This is a genomic window from Trabulsiella guamensis ATCC 49490, from assembly GCF_000734965.1.
In the GTDB taxonomy this organism is placed as follows: Bacteria; Pseudomonadota; Gammaproteobacteria; order Enterobacterales; family Enterobacteriaceae; genus Trabulsiella; species Trabulsiella guamensis.
This window is the reverse complement of record NZ_JMTB01000074.1, coordinates 19,656-36,012: the sequence shown is the minus strand read 5'-3', so window position 1 is coordinate 36,012 and position 16,357 is coordinate 19,656. Positions and strand designations below refer to the sequence as shown.

16 protein-coding genes are annotated in these 16,357 nt (G+C 57.1%); 14 read left to right on the top strand and 2 right to left on the bottom strand.

The genetic code is table 11. The annotated features are described in order from the left end of the window. Positions 1 to 21: 21 nt before the first annotated feature. Complete coding sequence (locus tag GTGU_RS10700; RefSeq protein WP_038156601.1) at positions 22 to 1,026, bottom strand: chemotaxis protein; 1,005 nt, start codon at positions 1,024 to 1,026, stop codon at positions 22 to 24. 79 nt (positions 1,027 to 1,105) lie between these two features. Then, positions 1,106 to 2,023, bottom strand: coding sequence for a ribonuclease Z (rnz, locus tag GTGU_RS10695; RefSeq protein ID WP_038156705.1), 918 nt, complete (start codon positions 2,021 to 2,023; stop codon positions 1,106 to 1,108). A gap of 54 nt (positions 2,024 to 2,077) precedes the next feature. Between rnz and GTGU_RS10690 the strand changes: the two genes are divergently transcribed. The 14 genes from GTGU_RS10690 (at position 2,078) to yfaU (ending at position 16,333) form a co-directional block, all read left to right on the top strand. After that, positions 2,078 to 2,539: a GNAT family N-acetyltransferase gene (locus GTGU_RS10690; RefSeq protein WP_038156597.1), complete on the top strand. Its 462-nt coding sequence runs from the start codon at positions 2,078 to 2,080 to the stop codon at positions 2,537 to 2,539. Between the two features lie 41 nt (positions 2,540 to 2,580). Then, positions 2,581 to 2,886, top strand: coding sequence for a stress response protein ElaB (gene elaB, locus GTGU_RS10685; RefSeq protein WP_038156703.1), 306 nt, complete (start codon positions 2,581 to 2,583; stop codon positions 2,884 to 2,886). An 86-nt stretch (positions 2,887 to 2,972) separates the two neighbouring features. Continuing rightward, the gene (gene menF / locus GTGU_RS10680) at positions 2,973 to 4,265 is read left to right on the top strand and encodes an isochorismate synthase MenF (protein WP_038156594.1); all 1,293 of its coding nucleotides are present in this window, start codon (positions 2,973 to 2,975) and stop codon (positions 4,263 to 4,265) included. Positions 4,266 to 4,348: 83 nt separating this feature from the next. Continuing rightward, positions 4,349 to 6,019, top strand: a complete 1,671-nt coding sequence (menD, locus tag GTGU_RS10675) for a 2-succinyl-5-enolpyruvyl-6-hydroxy-3-cyclohexene-1-carboxylic-acid synthase (protein ID WP_038156592.1) — start codon at positions 4,349 to 4,351, stop codon at positions 6,017 to 6,019. Beyond that, entirely contained in the window at positions 6,016 to 6,777 is a 762-nt protein-coding gene (gene menH, locus GTGU_RS10670; RefSeq protein WP_038156588.1) for a 2-succinyl-6-hydroxy-2,4-cyclohexadiene-1-carboxylate synthase, read from the top strand. The genes menD and menH overlap by 4 nt, the downstream gene beginning before the upstream one ends. Positions 6,778 to 6,791: 14 nt before the next feature. After that, positions 6,792 to 7,649 carry a 1,4-dihydroxy-2-naphthoyl-CoA synthase gene (menB, locus tag GTGU_RS10665; protein ID WP_038156586.1) on the top strand — a complete coding sequence of 286 codons (858 nt, stop codon included), beginning with the start codon at positions 6,792 to 6,794 and terminating at the stop codon, positions 7,647 to 7,649. Beyond that, positions 7,649 to 8,614, top strand: a complete 966-nt coding sequence (menC, locus tag GTGU_RS10660; protein ID WP_038156584.1) for an o-succinylbenzoate synthase — start codon at positions 7,649 to 7,651, stop codon at positions 8,612 to 8,614. The genes menB and menC overlap by 1 nt, the downstream gene beginning before the upstream one ends. Further along, positions 8,611 to 9,978, top strand: a complete 1,368-nt coding sequence (menE, locus tag GTGU_RS10655) for an o-succinylbenzoate--CoA ligase (RefSeq protein ID WP_038156583.1) — start codon at positions 8,611 to 8,613, stop codon at positions 9,976 to 9,978. Before menC ends, menE begins: the two co-directional genes overlap by 4 nt. 163 nt (positions 9,979 to 10,141) lie before the next feature. Further along, entirely contained in the window at positions 10,142 to 10,684 is a 543-nt protein-coding gene (locus GTGU_RS10650; protein ID WP_038156580.1) for a YfaZ family outer membrane protein, read from the top strand. Positions 10,685 to 10,777: 93 nt separating this feature from the next. Further along, positions 10,778 to 11,974 (top strand): nicotinamide mononucleotide deamidase-related protein YfaY, encoded by a 1,197-nt coding sequence (locus GTGU_RS10645; RefSeq protein WP_038156579.1) that lies wholly within the window; start codon positions 10,778 to 10,780, stop codon positions 11,972 to 11,974. Positions 11,975 to 12,177: 203 nt separating this feature from the next. Continuing rightward, on the top strand, positions 12,178 to 12,960 hold the full coding sequence (locus GTGU_RS10640) for an IclR family transcriptional regulator (protein ID WP_038156577.1): 783 nt from the start codon (positions 12,178 to 12,180) through the stop codon (positions 12,958 to 12,960). A gap of 13 nt (positions 12,961 to 12,973) precedes the next feature. Beyond that, the gene (rhmD, locus tag GTGU_RS10635; RefSeq protein ID WP_038156575.1) at positions 12,974 to 14,179 is read left to right on the top strand and encodes an L-rhamnonate dehydratase; all 1,206 of its coding nucleotides are present in this window, start codon (positions 12,974 to 12,976) and stop codon (positions 14,177 to 14,179) included. A 48-nt stretch (positions 14,180 to 14,227) separates the two neighbouring features. Further along, complete coding sequence (locus GTGU_RS10630; protein WP_425427428.1) at positions 14,228 to 15,514, top strand: MFS transporter; 1,287 nt, start codon at positions 14,228 to 14,230, stop codon at positions 15,512 to 15,514. Between the two features lie 15 nt (positions 15,515 to 15,529). Continuing rightward, on the top strand, positions 15,530 to 16,333 hold the full coding sequence (yfaU, locus tag GTGU_RS10625) for a 2-keto-3-deoxy-L-rhamnonate aldolase (protein ID WP_038156572.1): 804 nt from the start codon (positions 15,530 to 15,532) through the stop codon (positions 16,331 to 16,333). Positions 16,334 to 16,357 lie beyond the last annotated feature (24 nt).

Below are 16,357 nucleotides of genomic sequence, written 5' to 3'. Positions count from 1 at the left end.
GTTTTTTAATGGGGGATTTGATTACGCGATTTGCCGACGACTGATCAACGGCCCGCCAGTTTTCTGGTCAGCTCGCTCAAGCACTTCCTCAATCACTGACGACAATTCGTTGATCTCAAATTTCGCAACGTAGCCATCGGCGCGCACTTTACGGATATGGTCTTCGTTGGCATTGCCTGACAGCGACGAATGGATCACTACCGGAATATGCTTCAGTCGCTCATCGGTTTTGATTTTGCGCGTTAAGGTAAAACCGTCCATTTCCGGCATTTCGAGGTCGGTCAGCACCAGCGCGATTTTATCAGAGATCGGTATGCCTGCTGTCTGTGCTTCTTCCGCCAGCTTCTCGATTTTTTCCCATGCTTCTTTACCGGTCACGTGCATCTGCGCCGGGATATCCATCGCTTTCAGCCCTTTTTCGAGCATCGCGCGCGCCACTTTGGAGTCTTCAGCAACAATTGCCGTCGCACCCGGTTTGATCTTCAGTTTTGGCGCCTCGAGGTGCGTCGCGTGAAGATCATGATCGGCAGGGACGATGTCATACAGGATCTGTTCAACGTCGATCACCATCGCCAGATTGTTGCTGTCTTTGTCGTCATCCAGACAGGCGATGCTGGTGATGTACTGGCCGTTAACCGCTTTTTCCGCCGTGTGGATCTGCGTCCAGTCGAGGCGAATAATGTTTTCAACCGATTCCACCGCAAACGCCTGTACGCTGCGCGCATATTCGGTAATCAATAAAATGTTGAGCCCGTTGACGGGCTTGCAGCCAGCCACCGACGGCAGGTCGATGACCGGAATAATTTGATCGCGGATGTTCACCATTCCCAGTACAGGATGCTTAATACCGGCGGGTTTGGTGTAGGCGGGCATAGGGACGATTTCGCGCAGCTTGAAAACGTTGATGCCAAACAGTTCTGATTTTTCACCTTGCACGGTTTCACCGAGACGAAACAGCAACAGCTCAAAGCGGTTAGACAGGGTGAGATTCGCCCTGTCATCGATATCTTTCTGGAAATTATCCATCGTGCCCTCAGAAGAAAGGAAAATGCTCTACTCCTGAGTTATCGGCATACGCGGATAAAAGTGCAGCGCCTTTTACGCATTAAAGCGAAATTGTCATAAAGTCTTCCGCCAGCAGTGTATTAGCGAAGCGTGACCGGGATTCGTCAAGTAAACGCTGGCACCCTTCGGCGTCGTAGCGCGAGCTGACGTGGGTGATGACCAGCCGTTTAACGCCAGCCGCTTCCGCCAGGGCGGCAGCCTGAAGTGTGGAGGAGTGCCCGCGGCTATTAGCTTTCTCCTCCATCGCCGCTTCGAGTGTCGCCTCATGCACCATCAAATCGACCCCGCACGCCAAATCCAGCGCCGCCGGGCAAGGGGCGGTATCGCCAAAAATCGCCAGCTTCCGGCCGGGAGTGGCGGGGCCGAGGTACCGATTGCCGTCGATAATGCGACCGTCTTCCAGCGTCACCGTCTGGCCCTGCTTAAGCAACTGGAACAGCGGACCGGGGGGCACGTCGTCTTCGATCAGTGCCGCGGCATCTAGCGTACCGGGTTTGTCGTGTTCCTCAATCCGATAGCCATAACATTCCAGCGGATGGTTAAGCGGGTATGCCGTCACTTTGTAGTGCTGATCATCAAACACAAGGCCTGAGGAGATTTCTTCAACAGTTAACGGGTAGTCGGTCCATGACCCGCTGAGCCGTAGCGCCACCTCGACAAACTCTTTTAGCCCTTTGGGGCCGTACAGCGTTAACGGTAGCGAATTCCCCTGCATTGAGCGGCTGCATAACAGACCGGGCAAGCCAAACAGATGATCGCCATGCAGGTGCGTAATAAAGATTTTATTCAGTTTGCCAGGATGCAGATCCGTTTTCAGAAACTGATGCTGCGTGCCTTCGCCGCAGTCAAAAAGCCAGGTCTCTGCCACTGTAGGCTGTTGCAAATTCAGTATTATCGACGTCATATTACGGGTACGGGTCGGCACGCCGGCGGATGTCCCCAGAAATATCAATTCCAAAACCGTTTCCCCATTACCGCATTCACGAAAGTACACAGTATAACGGAGCACAACATGATTCAGTGGCAGGATCTTCATCATTCCCAACTTTCCGTTTCACAACTTTATGCGCTGCTACAACTGCGCTGTGAAGTGTTTGTCGTGGAACAAACGTGCCCATATCAGGACATCGATGGCGAAGATCTGGTGGGTGAAAACCGACATATTCTCGGCTGGCGAGGCGATCAACTGGTGGCTTATGCGAGGATTCTGAAAAGCGATGACGAGCTGGAGCCGGTGGTTATTGGCCGCGTCATCATCAGTCCGGCCGCGCGGGGCGAAAAACTCGGTTATCAGCTGATGGAAAAAACACTGGAAAGCTGCCGTCAGTACTGGCCGCAGAAGGCGTTGTATCTCGGCGCGCAGGCACATTTACAACGTTTTTATGGTCACTTTGGCTTTGTCGCAGTAACCGATGTCTATGATGAAGATGGCATTGCGCATATCGGCATGGCGCGCGAGGTTGCGTCACTTTGACTATAGTTAGCGGACAGGCTCTAAAAATGGGAGAAAAAGTAATGTCTTATCATTCTTATGATTCACGTATTGATGACGACCTGACTCTGCTGAGTGAAACGCTGGAAGAAGTCTTACGCTCCTCTGGCGATCCGGCTGACCAGAAGTATATCGAGCTGAAAGCGCGTGCTGAACAGGCGCTGCACGACGTGAAAACCCGCGTCAGCCAGGCTTCGGACACCTACTATTACCGCGCCAAACAGGCCGTTTACCGTGCCGATGATTACGTGCATGATAAACCCTGGCAGGGAATTGGCGTCGGTGCTGCGGCCGGGCTGGTGTTAGGTCTGCTACTGGCTCGCCGCTAACTGACGGAACCTCCCTAATTCGGGGTACTGCTCTTTTTCTGTAGTACCCTGTATAGTATGTGGTTTTTAGTTTCGGGGAGGTTCGCGTGCAATCCATATCTGCTGCACTGGAGAATCTGCAGGCTGCCTTAGCCGCGGATTTTCCGGATTCGCCTGGCGTGCATATTGTCGATGTCGCCTTCCCGCTGAATGATTCTTTCGATCCGCTCTCCTGGCTCTGCAGTCAGCACTGCTGGCCGCAGTTTTACTGGCAACAGCGTAATGGCGATGACGAAATCGCGGCGCTGGGGGCGGTGAAATCCTTCACCTCGCTCGCCGGGGCCAGCCGTTTTTTGCAGGAGCCGGAACTCCCCGACGATTTACGTATTTGTGGTATGAATGCGTTTAACCCGCAGCAGGGTGCGTTGTTTCTGCCGCGTCTGGAGTGGCGGCGTAATGCCGGAAACGCTTCACTGCGGCTGGTGCTATACAGCGATCGTTCATTGCGCGACGATGCGACGCGGGCGCGTGAATTTTTTGCTTCCCTGAAAGAGGGGAAACTCCTGCCGCAGTTGCAGGTGACCTTGCAGGCGGAACGGCACCATCCCGATCATCCTCACTGGATACAACTGGTCAGCGATGCTATCGCCACCATCGGCAGCGGCGCGCTGGACAAAGTCGTGCTCGCCAGAGCTACCGATCTCACGTTTACCGACGCCCTCAATGCCGGGGCGATCATGGCCGCCAGCCGTCGTCTGAATCTGCGCTGCTATCATTTCTATCAGGCTTTTGATGCCGGTCACGCTTTCCTCGGATCTTCGCCCGAGCGGTTATGGCGTCGTCGTGGCAAACTGCTCCGCACCGAAGCGCTGGCGGGGACGGTGGCGAGTCATCCTGACGAGGCGCAGGCGCAACTACTCGCCGACTGGCTGATGAAGGACGATAAAAACCAGCGTGAAAATATGCTGGTGGTGGAAGATATTTGCCAGCGCTTACAAACGGCGGTGCAGACACTGGAAGTGCTCCCGCCGCAAGTGGTCACGCTGCGCAAAGTGCAGCATTTGCGGCGTTGCATCTGGACAGAACTGGCGCAAGCGGACGACGAGCTTTGCCTGCATTTATTGCAACCCACCGCCGCTGTCGCAGGTTTGCCCCGCACTCCGGCCCGCGCCTGGATCGAACAGCATGAGCCTTTTACCCGGGGATGGTACGCCGGGTCGGCAGGTTATCTGTCTCGTCAGCAAAGCGAGTTTTGCGTGGCGCTGCGCTCGGCTAAAGTTGATGGTAAAACGTTACGCTTATATGCCGGCGCCGGCATCGTGAGCGGTTCCGACCCGGAACAGGAATGGCAGGAAATCGATAATAAAGCGGCTGGTTTGCGGACGTTACTATTTGATTGAATAATCATTGAGACGACTCATATCAAAAACCCATCCTTCCGTATTATCTATACTGAGTCGCAATATTGATACCGGACAAACTCATGTCAGTAAGCGCATTTAACCGACGCTGGGCGGCGGTGATCCTGGAAGCATTAACTCGCCACGGCGTGCAGCACGTCTGCATCGCGCCTGGCTCGCGGTCGACGCCACTCACGCTGGCAGCGGCAGAAAACCGCTCACTCATTCATCACACTCATTTTGACGAACGCGGCCTTGGGCATCTGGCGCTTGGGCTGGCGAAGGTCAGTAAACAGCCGGTGGCCGTGATTGTCACCTCCGGCACGGCGGTGGCGAATCTCTATCCGGCGTTGATTGAAGCAGGTCTGACCGGGGAAAAACTGATCCTGCTGACCGCGGATCGCCCGCCCGAGCTGATTGACTGCGGCGCGAATCAGGCGATTCGTCAGCCGGGCATGTTCGCGTCACATCCGACGCAAACCCTCTCGCTACCGCGTCCGAGCCAGGATATCCCGGCGCGTTGGCTGGTATCCACCCTTGATAACGCTCTCGGCCAGCAACACGCGGGCGGTGTGCATATCAATTGCCCGTTTGCGGAACCACTGTACGGCGAGCTGGATGAAACAGGCCTCGACTGGCAACAACAGCTGGGTGACTGGTGGCAAAGCGACAAACCCTGGCTACGTGAAGATATTCAACTGGAAAGCCAGAAGCAGCTCGACTGGTTTTTCTGGCGGCAGAAGCGCGGCGTAGTAGTCGCCGGGCGGATGAGCGCTGTCGAAGGGAAACTGGTGGCAGAATGGGCGAAAACGCTTGGCTGGCCGCTGATTAGCGACGTGCTGTCGCAAACGGGGCAGCCATTACCCTGTGCCGATCTCTGGCTCGGCAATGCCCGCGCCGTGGCAGAACTGGCGAAGGCGCAAATCGTGGTGCAGCTTGGCAGTAGCCTGACCGGCAAACGCCTGCTGCAGTGGCAGCAAACCTGCGAACCGCAGGAATACTGGCTGATCGATAACCTCACCGGACGGCTTGATCCGGCACATCATCGCGGGCGCCGTCTGGTCAGCAGCGTTGAGCGCTGGCTGGAACTGCACCCGGCAAAAAATCGCACGCCCTGGAGCATGGACATCCCGCGTCTGTCGGCGCTGGCCTGGGACGCGGTCGTGGCAACACGCGACCTGTTTGGCGAAGCACAACTGGCGCACCGCATCAGCAACTATCTGCCGGATCAAGGGCAACTGTTTGTTGGCAACAGCCTGGTGGTGCGTCTGATTGACGCGCTGGGCCAGCTTCCGGCCGGCTATCCGGTGTACAGCAACCGCGGCGCCAGTGGGATCGACGGACTGATTTCCACAGCGGCAGGCGTTCAGCGCGCGAGTGCCAGACCGACGCTGGCCATCATCGGTGATCTTTCCGCGCTCTACGATCTCAACGCGCTGTCGTTGCTGCGGCAGACTTCCGCGCCGCTGGTGCTGATTATCGTCAATAACAACGGCGGGCAGATTTTCTCTCTGCTGCCGACGCCGCCAGAGGCACGTGAGCGTTTCTACAGTATGCCGCAGAACATCCGCTTTGAGCATGCCGCCGCCATGTTTGGGCTGCGCTACCACTGTCCGCAAAACTGGGAAGCGCTGGAAGTTGCGCTCGAGGAAGCCTGGGGGGCGCCGGTGACTACCGTTATCGAGCTGGTAGTCAACGATACGGATGGCACGCAAACGCTGCAACAACTGCTGGCGCAGGTCAGCACACTATGACTCTGCATGCCATCGCCCGTCGGGGTGAACCGTCGCGTCCGTGGCTGGTGTTCCTGCATGGTTTTTCCGGCGATGGCCGTGAATGGCAGGAAGTGGGCGAGCGGCTGAGCGACTATTCGCGCTTGTACGTTGATCTCCCGGGCCATGGCGGTTCGGCTGCGATGACCGCGCGGGATTTCGCTGACGTCCGCGAACTGCTTCATGCTACGCTTGTTAGTTACAACATACTAAATTTCTGGCTGGTGGGATATTCGCTCGGCGGCCGCATTGCAATGGACTATGCCAGTCAGCCGGGTGTGACGGGGCTGGCGGGCATCATTGTTGAGGGCGGACATCCCGGCCTGCAACAACCGGAAGCGCGGATGGAACGCCTGCGTTCCGATAATACCTGGGCCGCGCGTTTCCGCACTGAGCCGCTGCGCCAGTTGTTTCACGACTGGTATCTGCAGCCGGTTTTCGCCACCCTGTCACCAGAACAGCGTGAGGTGCTGGTGGCGCTTCGCGCACAAAATGATGGTGTGGCGCTGGCTGCGATGCTGCAGGCAACGTCGCTGGCGGTGCAGGATGATTTACGTCCGGCATTACGTCAGCGCGACTATCCTTTCTGGTACTTATGTGGTGAGCACGACAGCAAATTTCGGGCGATTGCCGAAGAACTGGCCGTGCCTTGCTTTCTGATTCATAACGCCGGACACAACGCGCACCGGGAAAACCCTGATGACGTGACTGAACGTCTGGCTCAGATATTGCGTCTCTGACTAAAGGACACACTATGATCTACCCTGATGAAACAATGCTTTATGCGCCGGTGGAATGGCATGATTGTTCCGAAGGCTACACCGACATTCGTTATCATAAGTCGACGGACGGCATTGCCAAAATCACCATTAACCGCCCGCAGGTGCGTAACGCATTTCGTCCTCTGACCGTCAAAGAGATGATTCAGGCGCTGGCAGATGCGCGCTACGACGACAATATCGGCGTCATCGTTCTTACCGGGGAAGGCGACAAAGCGTTCTGCGCCGGTGGTGACCAGAAAGTGCGTGGCGACTACGGCGGTTATCAGGACGATTCCGGCGTTCATCATCTGAACGTCCTCGATTTCCAGCGCCAGATCCGCACCTGCCCGAAACCGGTAGTGGCGATGGTGGCAGGCTATTCCATCGGCGGCGGCCACGTGCTGCACATGATGTGTGACCTGACGATCGCTGCGGAAAACGCCATTTTCGGTCAGACCGGACCGAAAGTCGGTTCCTTCGACGGTGGCTGGGGCGCCTCCTACATGGCACGCATTGTCGGTCAGAAGAAAGCGCGCGAAATCTGGTTCCTGTGTCGTCAGTACGATGCGCAACAGGCGCTGGATATGGGCCTGGTCAACACCGTGGTGCCGCTGGAGAGTCTGGAAAAAGAAACCGTGCGCTGGTGCCGCGAAATGCTGCAAAACAGCCCGATGGCGCTGCGTTGCCTGAAAGCAGCGCTAAATGCGGACTGCGACGGGCAGGCGGGGCTGCAGGAGCTGGCGGGTAACGCCACCATGCTGTTCTACATGACGGAAGAAGGTCAGGAAGGGCGTAACGCGTTCAACGAGAAACGCCAGCCGGACTTCAGCAAATACAAACGGAATCCATAATGCGTTGTGTACAGCTTTATCGCTGGCAGATTCCCATGGACGCGGGCGTGGTGCTGCGGGAACGGAGACTGAAAACCCGCGATGGTCTCGTGGTTCGCTTAACCGAAGGCGAGCGTGAAGGCTGGGGCGAAATTTCCCCTTTGCCGGGGTTCAGCCTGGAAACGCTGGAAATGGCGCAACACGCCGCCATTGACTGGCTGCAGGCCTGGCGACAGGGTTCCGCGCTGCCATTACCGGCACTGCCATCGGTGGCGTTTGGCCTGAGCTGCGCGCTGGCTGAGCTGGCGGATGAACTGCCGCAGGCGGCGGATTACCGTGCCGCGCCGCTGTGTACTGGCGATCCTGATGATCTGGTGCTCCGGCTTGCGGATATGCCAGGTGAAAAGGTCGCTAAAGTGAAAGTGGGGCTGTACGAGGCCGTGCGCGACGGAATGGTGGTAAATCTGTTGCTGGAAGCGATCCCTGATTTACATCTGCGGCTGGACGCCAATCGCGCCTGGACGCCGCTGAAAGCACAGCAGTTCGCCAGATACGTTAACCCCGACTACCGCTCGCGCATCGCGTTTCTTGAAGAGCCGTGCAAAACCCGGGACGACTCCCGTGCCTTTGCCCGCGAAACTGGCATTGCCATCGCATGGGATGAAAGCCTGCGGGATGCGGATTTTGCGTTCGTTGCAGAGCCTGGCGTGAAGGCAGTGGTGATCAAACCGACACTGACCGGCAGCCTCGAGAAAGTAAAAGCACAGGTCGCCGCCGCGCATCAGCTCGGACTGACGGCAGTCATCAGCTCCTCGATAGAATCCAGCCTGGGGCTGACGCAACTGGCACGGATTGCCGCCTGGCTGACGCCGGACACCATTCCAGGGCTGGATACGTTAAACCTGATGCAGGCGCAGTTACTGCGTTGCTGGCCGGGCAGCGAACTGCCTTGCCTTGACAGCACCATGCTGGAGCCGCTGCTGTGACCTTTGTCGACTGGCCGTGGCGACACTGGCGCGCGGTGCAGGGCGACAGCCCGGCGCTGCGCCTGGATGACGTCACCTTGAGCTGGACGACACTCTGCCAGCATGTAGACAAGCTGGCGAGCGGTTTTCAGCAGCAGGGTGTCGCGGAAGGCGATGGCGTCATGTTGCGTGCGCGTAACAGCGAACAGTCGCTGCTGGTCTGGCTGGCGCTGTTGCAGTGCGGCGCGCGTATTCTGCCGGTTAATCCCAGACTGCCCGCCGACTTGCTGGCATCGCTAATCCCTGGACTGACGCTGACGTTTTTGCTGGATATGGAAGACGGCGCGCAGACTTTCTCTCTCTCTCCGTTGCGGGTTGTTGAGCATGCCGGCGATTCTGCGTTGCCATGGCAGCCGCAACGTCTTGCCTCGATGACACTGACCTCAGGGTCGACCGGCCTGCCCAAAGCGGCAGTGCATACCTGTGCCGCGCATCTGGCGAGTGCGCAGGGCGTACTGTCGTTGATCCCCTTCCGGCAGCAGGACAGTTGGCTGCTTTCGCTGCCGCTGTTTCATGTCTCCGGACAAGGGATTGTCTGGCGCTGGCTGCTTACCGGCGCGCAGCTGGCCGTCAGTGAGCGTTCGCTTGCCCAGGCGCTGGATGGCTGTAGTCATGCGTCGCTGGTGCCGACTCAGCTCTGGCGGTTACTGAAAGACAACGTCTCCCTGACGTTGCGCGCGGTGCTGCTGGGCGGTGCCGCAATTCCGGTCGATCTCACTGAACAGGCCAGACATCTGGGTATTGCAACGTACTGCGGCTACGGGCTGACGGAGTTTGCCTCGACGGTCTGCGCCAAAGCGGCAGACGGCGGGGATGACGTCGGTGTGCCATTGCCAGGCAGAGAGGTCCGCCTTGTTGACAGCGAGGTGTGGCTGCGAGCGGACAGTATGGCGGCGGGTTACTGGCGCGACGGGCAACTGTCGCCGCTGGTTAATGACGAGGGCTGGTTTGCGACCCGCGACCGTGGCGAGTGGCGTGACGGGCGACTGGTGATTGCCGGGCGGTTGGATAACCTTTTTTTCAGCGGCGGCGAAGGCGTTCAGCCAGAGGCGGTGGAGCGGGTGATTGCTCGTCATCCGCAGGTGCGTCAGGTGTTTGTGGTACCGCTGGATGACGCCGAATTCGGCCAGCGTCCAGTGGCTGTGGTTGAATGTGAATCGCCAGACGTGTTGCACACGCTGGCTGGCTGGGCGAAAGATAAACTGGCGGGGTTTCAACAGCCCTGCCGCTGGCTTGCCCTTCCGGAAAACATAAGAAACGGTGGAATTAAAATCTCCCGCCAGGCGTTACAGCGGTGGGTTGTGGAGCAACGCGACGAAGAATAACGGGAGCTGCGGCTCCCGTTTCCTTTCGAAAGACAAAAAAATGAGTAACTAATTACAATTGCGATATTTTTTCGCTTTATTAGTTCATTGATTCTTCGCGTTTCAGTTGTACAATCCAGCGGTTTTGGGACGTTAACTTTCTTACTTATCCGGAATACAAAAAATGAATAAAAAAGCATTAGTTGGATTAGCTGTGCTGATGAGTGTTTCAGCCGCAGCCAATGCCGTCAGCATCAGCGGGCAAGCAGGCAAAGACTACACCAACATTGGCGTCGGGTTTGGCACTGACACATCCGGGCTGGCGCTAAGCGGCAACTGGATGCACAACGATGACGACGGTGATGTCGCAGGCCTGGGTCTCGGCCTGAACGTGCCGGTAGGACCGTTCCTGGCGACCGTCGGCGGTAAAGGCATTTACACCAACCCGAACGCGGGCGATGAAGGTTACGCCGCGGCAGTCGGCGGTGGTCTGCAGTGGAAAATCGGCAGCAGCTTCGGCCTGTTTGGTGAGTATTACTACTCCCCGGATTCACTCTCCAGCGGCATCGACAGTTATCAGGAAGCCAATGCTGGTGCGCGCTGGACCATCATGCGCCCGATTACCGTTGAAGCGGGTTACCGTTACCTGAATCTGGCCGGGAAAGACGGTCGTCGTGATAACGCCGTGGCCGACGGCCCGTACGTGGGCGTCAGCGCAGGGTTCTGATCCTTCGGCGCGGCGCTCTGCCGCGCCAGTTTTCTTTTTTTCCAGCCCGCTGATTGCGCTATAGTAAGCCGTCCTCTTTTGCTGGAGAAAACGATGATCAACGTGGAGATGCTGTCCACTGGCGACGAAGTGCTGCACGGGCAAATCACAGATACCAATGCCGCCTGGCTTGCAGATGTCTTTTTTAATCAGGGATTACCGCTAACGCGCCGCAACACGGTAGGCGATAACCTTGATGATCTGGTTGCAATTTTGCGCGAACGCAGTGAACACGCTGATGTGCTGATCGTTAACGGCGGGCTTGGGCCGACCAGCGATGATTTAAGTGCGCTGGCTGCCGCACAGGCGAAAGGCGAATCGCTGGTACTGCACGAGGCCTGGCTTGCGCACATGGAAACATTCTTTTCCGAGCGAGGAAGAGTGATGGCGCCGAGCAACCGCAAGCAGGCGGAAATTCCCGCCAGCGCGGAACTGGTCGATAACCCGGTCGGGACTGCCTGCGGGTTTGCGGTACAACTGAATCGCTGCCTGATGTTTTTCACCCCAGGCGTGCCGTCCGAATTTAAAGTGATGGTGGAGCAGGAAATTCTGCCGCGTCTGCGCGCGCGTTTTGCGTTGCCAGAACCGCCGCTGTGCCTGCGACTGACTACCTTTGGCCGTTCTGAGAGTGATCTCGCTCAGGCGCTCGATCCGCTCCCGCTGCCACCGGGCGTCACCATGGGTTACCGTTCATCCATGCCGATCATTGAGCTGAAACTCACGGGACCGGCGAGCGAGCGCGAAGCGATGCTGGCGCTGTGGCCTGAGGTCAAAAAAGTGGCTGGCGAGAGTCTGATTTTTGAAGGCACCGAAGGACTGGCGGCGCAAATTTCCCGCCGTCTGCAGGAGAAACAGCTCAGCCTGACACTCAGCGAACAGTTTACCGGCGGGTTGATTGCTCTGCAGTTAAACCGGGAAGGTGCGCCGCTGCTGGCGAGTGAAGTGGTGCCGCCTCAGCCGGAAACCCTGGCGCAGACGGCACACTGGACGGCGGAACGTCGCGTGAACCATTTTGCTGGTGTCGCGCTGGCGGTGAGTGGGTTGGAAACGGACCACCTTAATTTTGCGCTGTCGACGGCGGAAGGCACATGGGCGCTGCGCGTGAAGTTCAGCACTAACCGCCACAATCTGCAAACCCGTCAGGAAGTGGGGGCGATGATGGCGCTGAACATGTTGCGCCGCTGGCTCAACGGTCAGACGATTACCAGCGAACATGGCTGGATCACCGTCGTTGAATCCCTCTCTTTCTAATCATTCCTGCCGCCGGGACGTTCGTCCCGGCGTGATGTTGTCCAGCCCACTGTACTCCTCATGAAAAATTCTGTGCTGACGATCGCATTTTAGCGGTGCGATCTGTCTGGCCTGCTGGAACAGACCCGCAGTTTGACACCGCTCACAAATTAGCCGCCTGACAATCGCAACACTGATTCCAGTATTCAGGATTGGAGTCCAGTATGTTGGAATCAAGCAAAGTTCCGGCGCTCACCCGCGCTATCGAAATTCTCGATCTCATCGCTCGTCGTGGTCCGTGCAGTGCGGCAACCATCATTGATGAGCTGAGGATCCCAAAAAGCACTGCATATCTGCTATTGGGCGAGCTGAAAAAGCAGCGCTTCCTCAGCATGGACATCCAGGACAACTATTGCCTGTGGACCAAACTGGTCGAGCTGGCCGGGCATGCGGTCAGCCGGATGGATCTGCGTGAGCTGGCTCGCCCACGACTGACCCGGCTGATGGATGAGTGCGGACTGCTCTGCCACCTGGGAATTATCGATCGCGATAATGCCTACTACATCCTCAAAATCGAGTCTCCAGCAACCATCAGCGTTCGCTCGCATGAAGGCAAAAGTCTGTCACTAAACCGTTCCGGGATTGGCAAATGCCTGCTGGCCTGGCAGTCAGCTCAGGCGCAGGAAACGATTATTGCCGGGCTGACGTGGGAAAAAACCACCCAAAACACCATCACTGACGCTCAACAGTTTAAAGAAGAACTGGCGCGGATCCGCGCCCGGGGCTGGAGCTACGACAACGGCGAAGATTATCCCGATGTACGCTGCGTGGCGGCCCCGGTTTTTAATGCCAGCAACGAACTCACGGCAGCAATTTCTGTTGTCGGCACTCGTTTGCAAATCAACGAAGACAATCGTGATTACCTCGCCGGTAAGGCGATTGCCTGCGCAAAAGACATTTCCCGATTACTGGGATGGAAAAGCCCGTTTGAACAACAAGCCTCATAAGAAGGAAAACATCATGACCCTACCAAAAATTAAACATGTCCGTGCCTGGTTTCTCGGTGGTGCCACCGCAGAGAAAGGCGCTGGTGGCGGTGATTATCACGACCAGGGCGCCAACCACTGGATTGACGACCACATTGCCACGCCGATGAGTAAATACAAACAGTATGAGCAGTCGCGCCAGTCATTTGGCATTAATGTCCTCGGGACGTTGATCGTGGAAGTGGAAGCCGACAACGGACAGACGGGCTTTGCGATTTCGACCGCCGGGGAGATGGGGTGTTTTATCGTTGAAAAACACCTCAACCGTTTTATCGAAGGTAAATGCGTCAGCGATATCAAGCTCATCCACGATCAGATGCTTGGCGCGACGATGTACTATTCCGGTTCCGGCGGTCTGGTGATGAACACCATCTCCTGCGTGGATCTGGCACTGTGGGATCTGTTCGGGAAAGTGGTCGGGCTGCCGGTATATAAGTTGCTAGGTGGTGCAGTACGCGATGAGATCCAGTTTTACGCCACCGGCGCGCGCCCGGATCTGGCGCAAGCAATGGGCTTTATTGGCGGCAAAATGCCAACGCACTGGGGCCCTCACGACGGTGATGAAGGTATCCGCAAAGATGCCGCGATGGTGGCGGCGTATCGTGAAAAATGCGGTCCGGATTTCTGGCTGATGCTCGACTGCTGGATGAGCCAGGACGTCAACTACGCCACTAAACTGGCCCATGCCTGTGCGCCGTCGAATCTTAAATGGATTGAAGAATGCCTGCCGCCGCAGCAGTTTGAAGGTTACCGCGAACTAAAACGCAACGCGCCGGCGGGAATGATGGTGACCAGTGGTGAGCATCACGGTACGCTGCAATCTTTCCGGACACTGTCGGAAACCGGTATCGATATCATGCAACCGGACGTTGGCTGGTGCGGTGGCTTAACCACACTGGTGGAAATTGCTGCCATCGCCAAAGCCCGCGGTCAACTGGTGGTTCCGCATGGCTCATCCGTCTACTCACACCATGCCGTTATCACCTTCACCAATACACCGTTCAGTGAATTCCTGATGACCAGTCCGGATTGCTCGACATTGCGTCCGCAATTTGACCCGGTCCTGCTGGATGAGCCGGTACCCGTAAATGGACGTATTCACAAAAGCGTGCTGGATAAACCGGGGTTCGGCGTTGAACTGAACCGCGACTGCAATCTGAAGCGCCCTTACAGCCACTAATACTGTCATGCCGCGCCATGTGCGCGGCCATCCTCTGAGGATATTGTGATGAGTTCTTTACTGAATAGCGTTGTGAAGAAAAACCGGGCGCGATTGATCCCGTTTATGCTGACGCTTTATGTGCTGGCGTTTCTCGACCGTTCGAACATCGGTTTTGCAAAAGAGACCTATCAGCTGGATACCGGGTTAAGCAATGAAGCCTATGCGCTGGGCGCGGGGATCTTTTTTGTGGTGTACGCCTTTCTTGGCGTGCCAGCCAACCTGCTGATGCGTAAGTTTGGCGCCCGATACTGGATTGGCGGCACCACACTGGTGTGGGGATTCTTATCTGCCGCCATGGCATGGGCAGACACGGAAAGTAAATTCCTGCTGGTTCGCACCTTACTGGGTGCGGCCGAAGCGGGCTTTTTCCCCGGCATGATTTATCTGACTTCCCAGTGGTTCCCGCAGCAAAACCGCGCCAGCATTATGGGGTTGTTTTACATGGGGGCGCCGCTGGCACTGACGCTGGGATCGCCATTGTCCGGTGCATTGCTGGAAATGCATGGTTTTATGGGCAATCCCGGCTGGTTCTGGATGTTTGTGATTGAGGGGCTACTGGCGGTGGGGGCCGGGGTATTTACCTTCTTCTGGCTGGATGATACGCCGCAACAGGCGCGTTTCCTGACCGCAGCGGAAAAAAAGGCGTTGATAAGCCAGCTCGCCAGCGAAGAGGAGAAAAAAGTCACTTCTCGTCTGTCTGACGCGGTTCGTCACGGGCGTGTCTGGCAACTGGCCATTATCTATCTGACCATTCAGGTGGCGGTGTATGGCCTGATCTTCTTCCTGCCGACTCAGGTTGCGGCACTGCTGGGGACGAAAGTCGGCTTTGTGGCATCTGTGGTAACCGCGATCCCATGGGTGGCGGCACTGTTCGGCACCTGGTTTATTCCGCGTTACTCAGATCGTACCGGCGAACGTCGCAACGTGGCGGCATTGACCCTGCTGGCGGCAGCGATCGGTATCGGCGTATCGGGTCTGGTTTCACCAGTACTGGCGATTGTCGCGCTGTGCGTGGCAGCCATTGGCGTGATAGCCGTGCAACCGGTGTTCTGGACGATTCCCACACAGATGCTGTCTGGCACCGCCCTGGCGGGGGGTATTGGCTTTATCAATCTGTTCGGCGCGTTTGGTGGTTTTCTGGCGCCGATCATGCGTGTGCAGGCGGAGTCGTTTTTTGCCAGCAACGCGGCCGGGCTGTTGACACTGGCCTGTGTCGCCATCATCGGCGCGGCGATCATTTTCTCGCTGAGCGTTACCCGAGCTATGCCGCAACCTGACGGCACACAACATTAACGGAAAAGGATGACTATGAACGCGATTTTAGCAAACCCGTTTAAGGCCGGATTACGCAGGGGAGAACCGCAGATCGGCTTGTGGTTAAGCTCAACAACGTCATACATGGCGGAGATTGCCGCCACATCGGGTTACGACTGGCTGTTGATTGACGGTGAACATGCGCCGAACACCATTCAGGATCTTTATCATCAACTGCAGGCCATCGCGCCGTACGCCAGCCAGCCGGTGATCCGCCCGGTCGATGGTAATCGCAGCCTGATTAAACAGGTGCTGGACATCGGTGCACGCACATTGTTGATCCCGATGGTGGACAGCGCAGAACAGGCGCGGGATATCGTCTCGGCTACCCGCTATCCGCCCGTTGGCGTGCGCGGTGTCGGTGCTGGCGTTGCCAGGGCGGCACGCTGGGGACGAGTCGAAAACTACATGGCGCAGGCCAATGAAGAGCTCTGTTTACTGATTCAGGTCGAAAGTAAAACCGCGCTGGAAAATCTGGATGAAATCCTGACAGTAGACGGCATCGATGGCGTGTTCATCGGCCCGGCGGATCTCTCTGCTTCGCTGGGCTACCCCGACAACCCCGGACACCCTGAAGTTCAGCGGATTATCGAGCAGTCGATTCGCCGGATCCGTGCCGCCGGTAAGGCGGCAGGTTTTCTGGCTGTAGAGCCTGCCATGGCGCAAAAATGTCTGGCGTGGGGCGCGAACTTCGTCGCAGTAGGCGTTGATACGCTGCTCTATACGCAGGCGCTGGATAATCGTCTGGCGATGTTCCGGCCTGCGGCACAGAACGTAGCCGAAAAGGAGAGTTACTAGAGAGACGGTCCGCCAGTTTCGTAC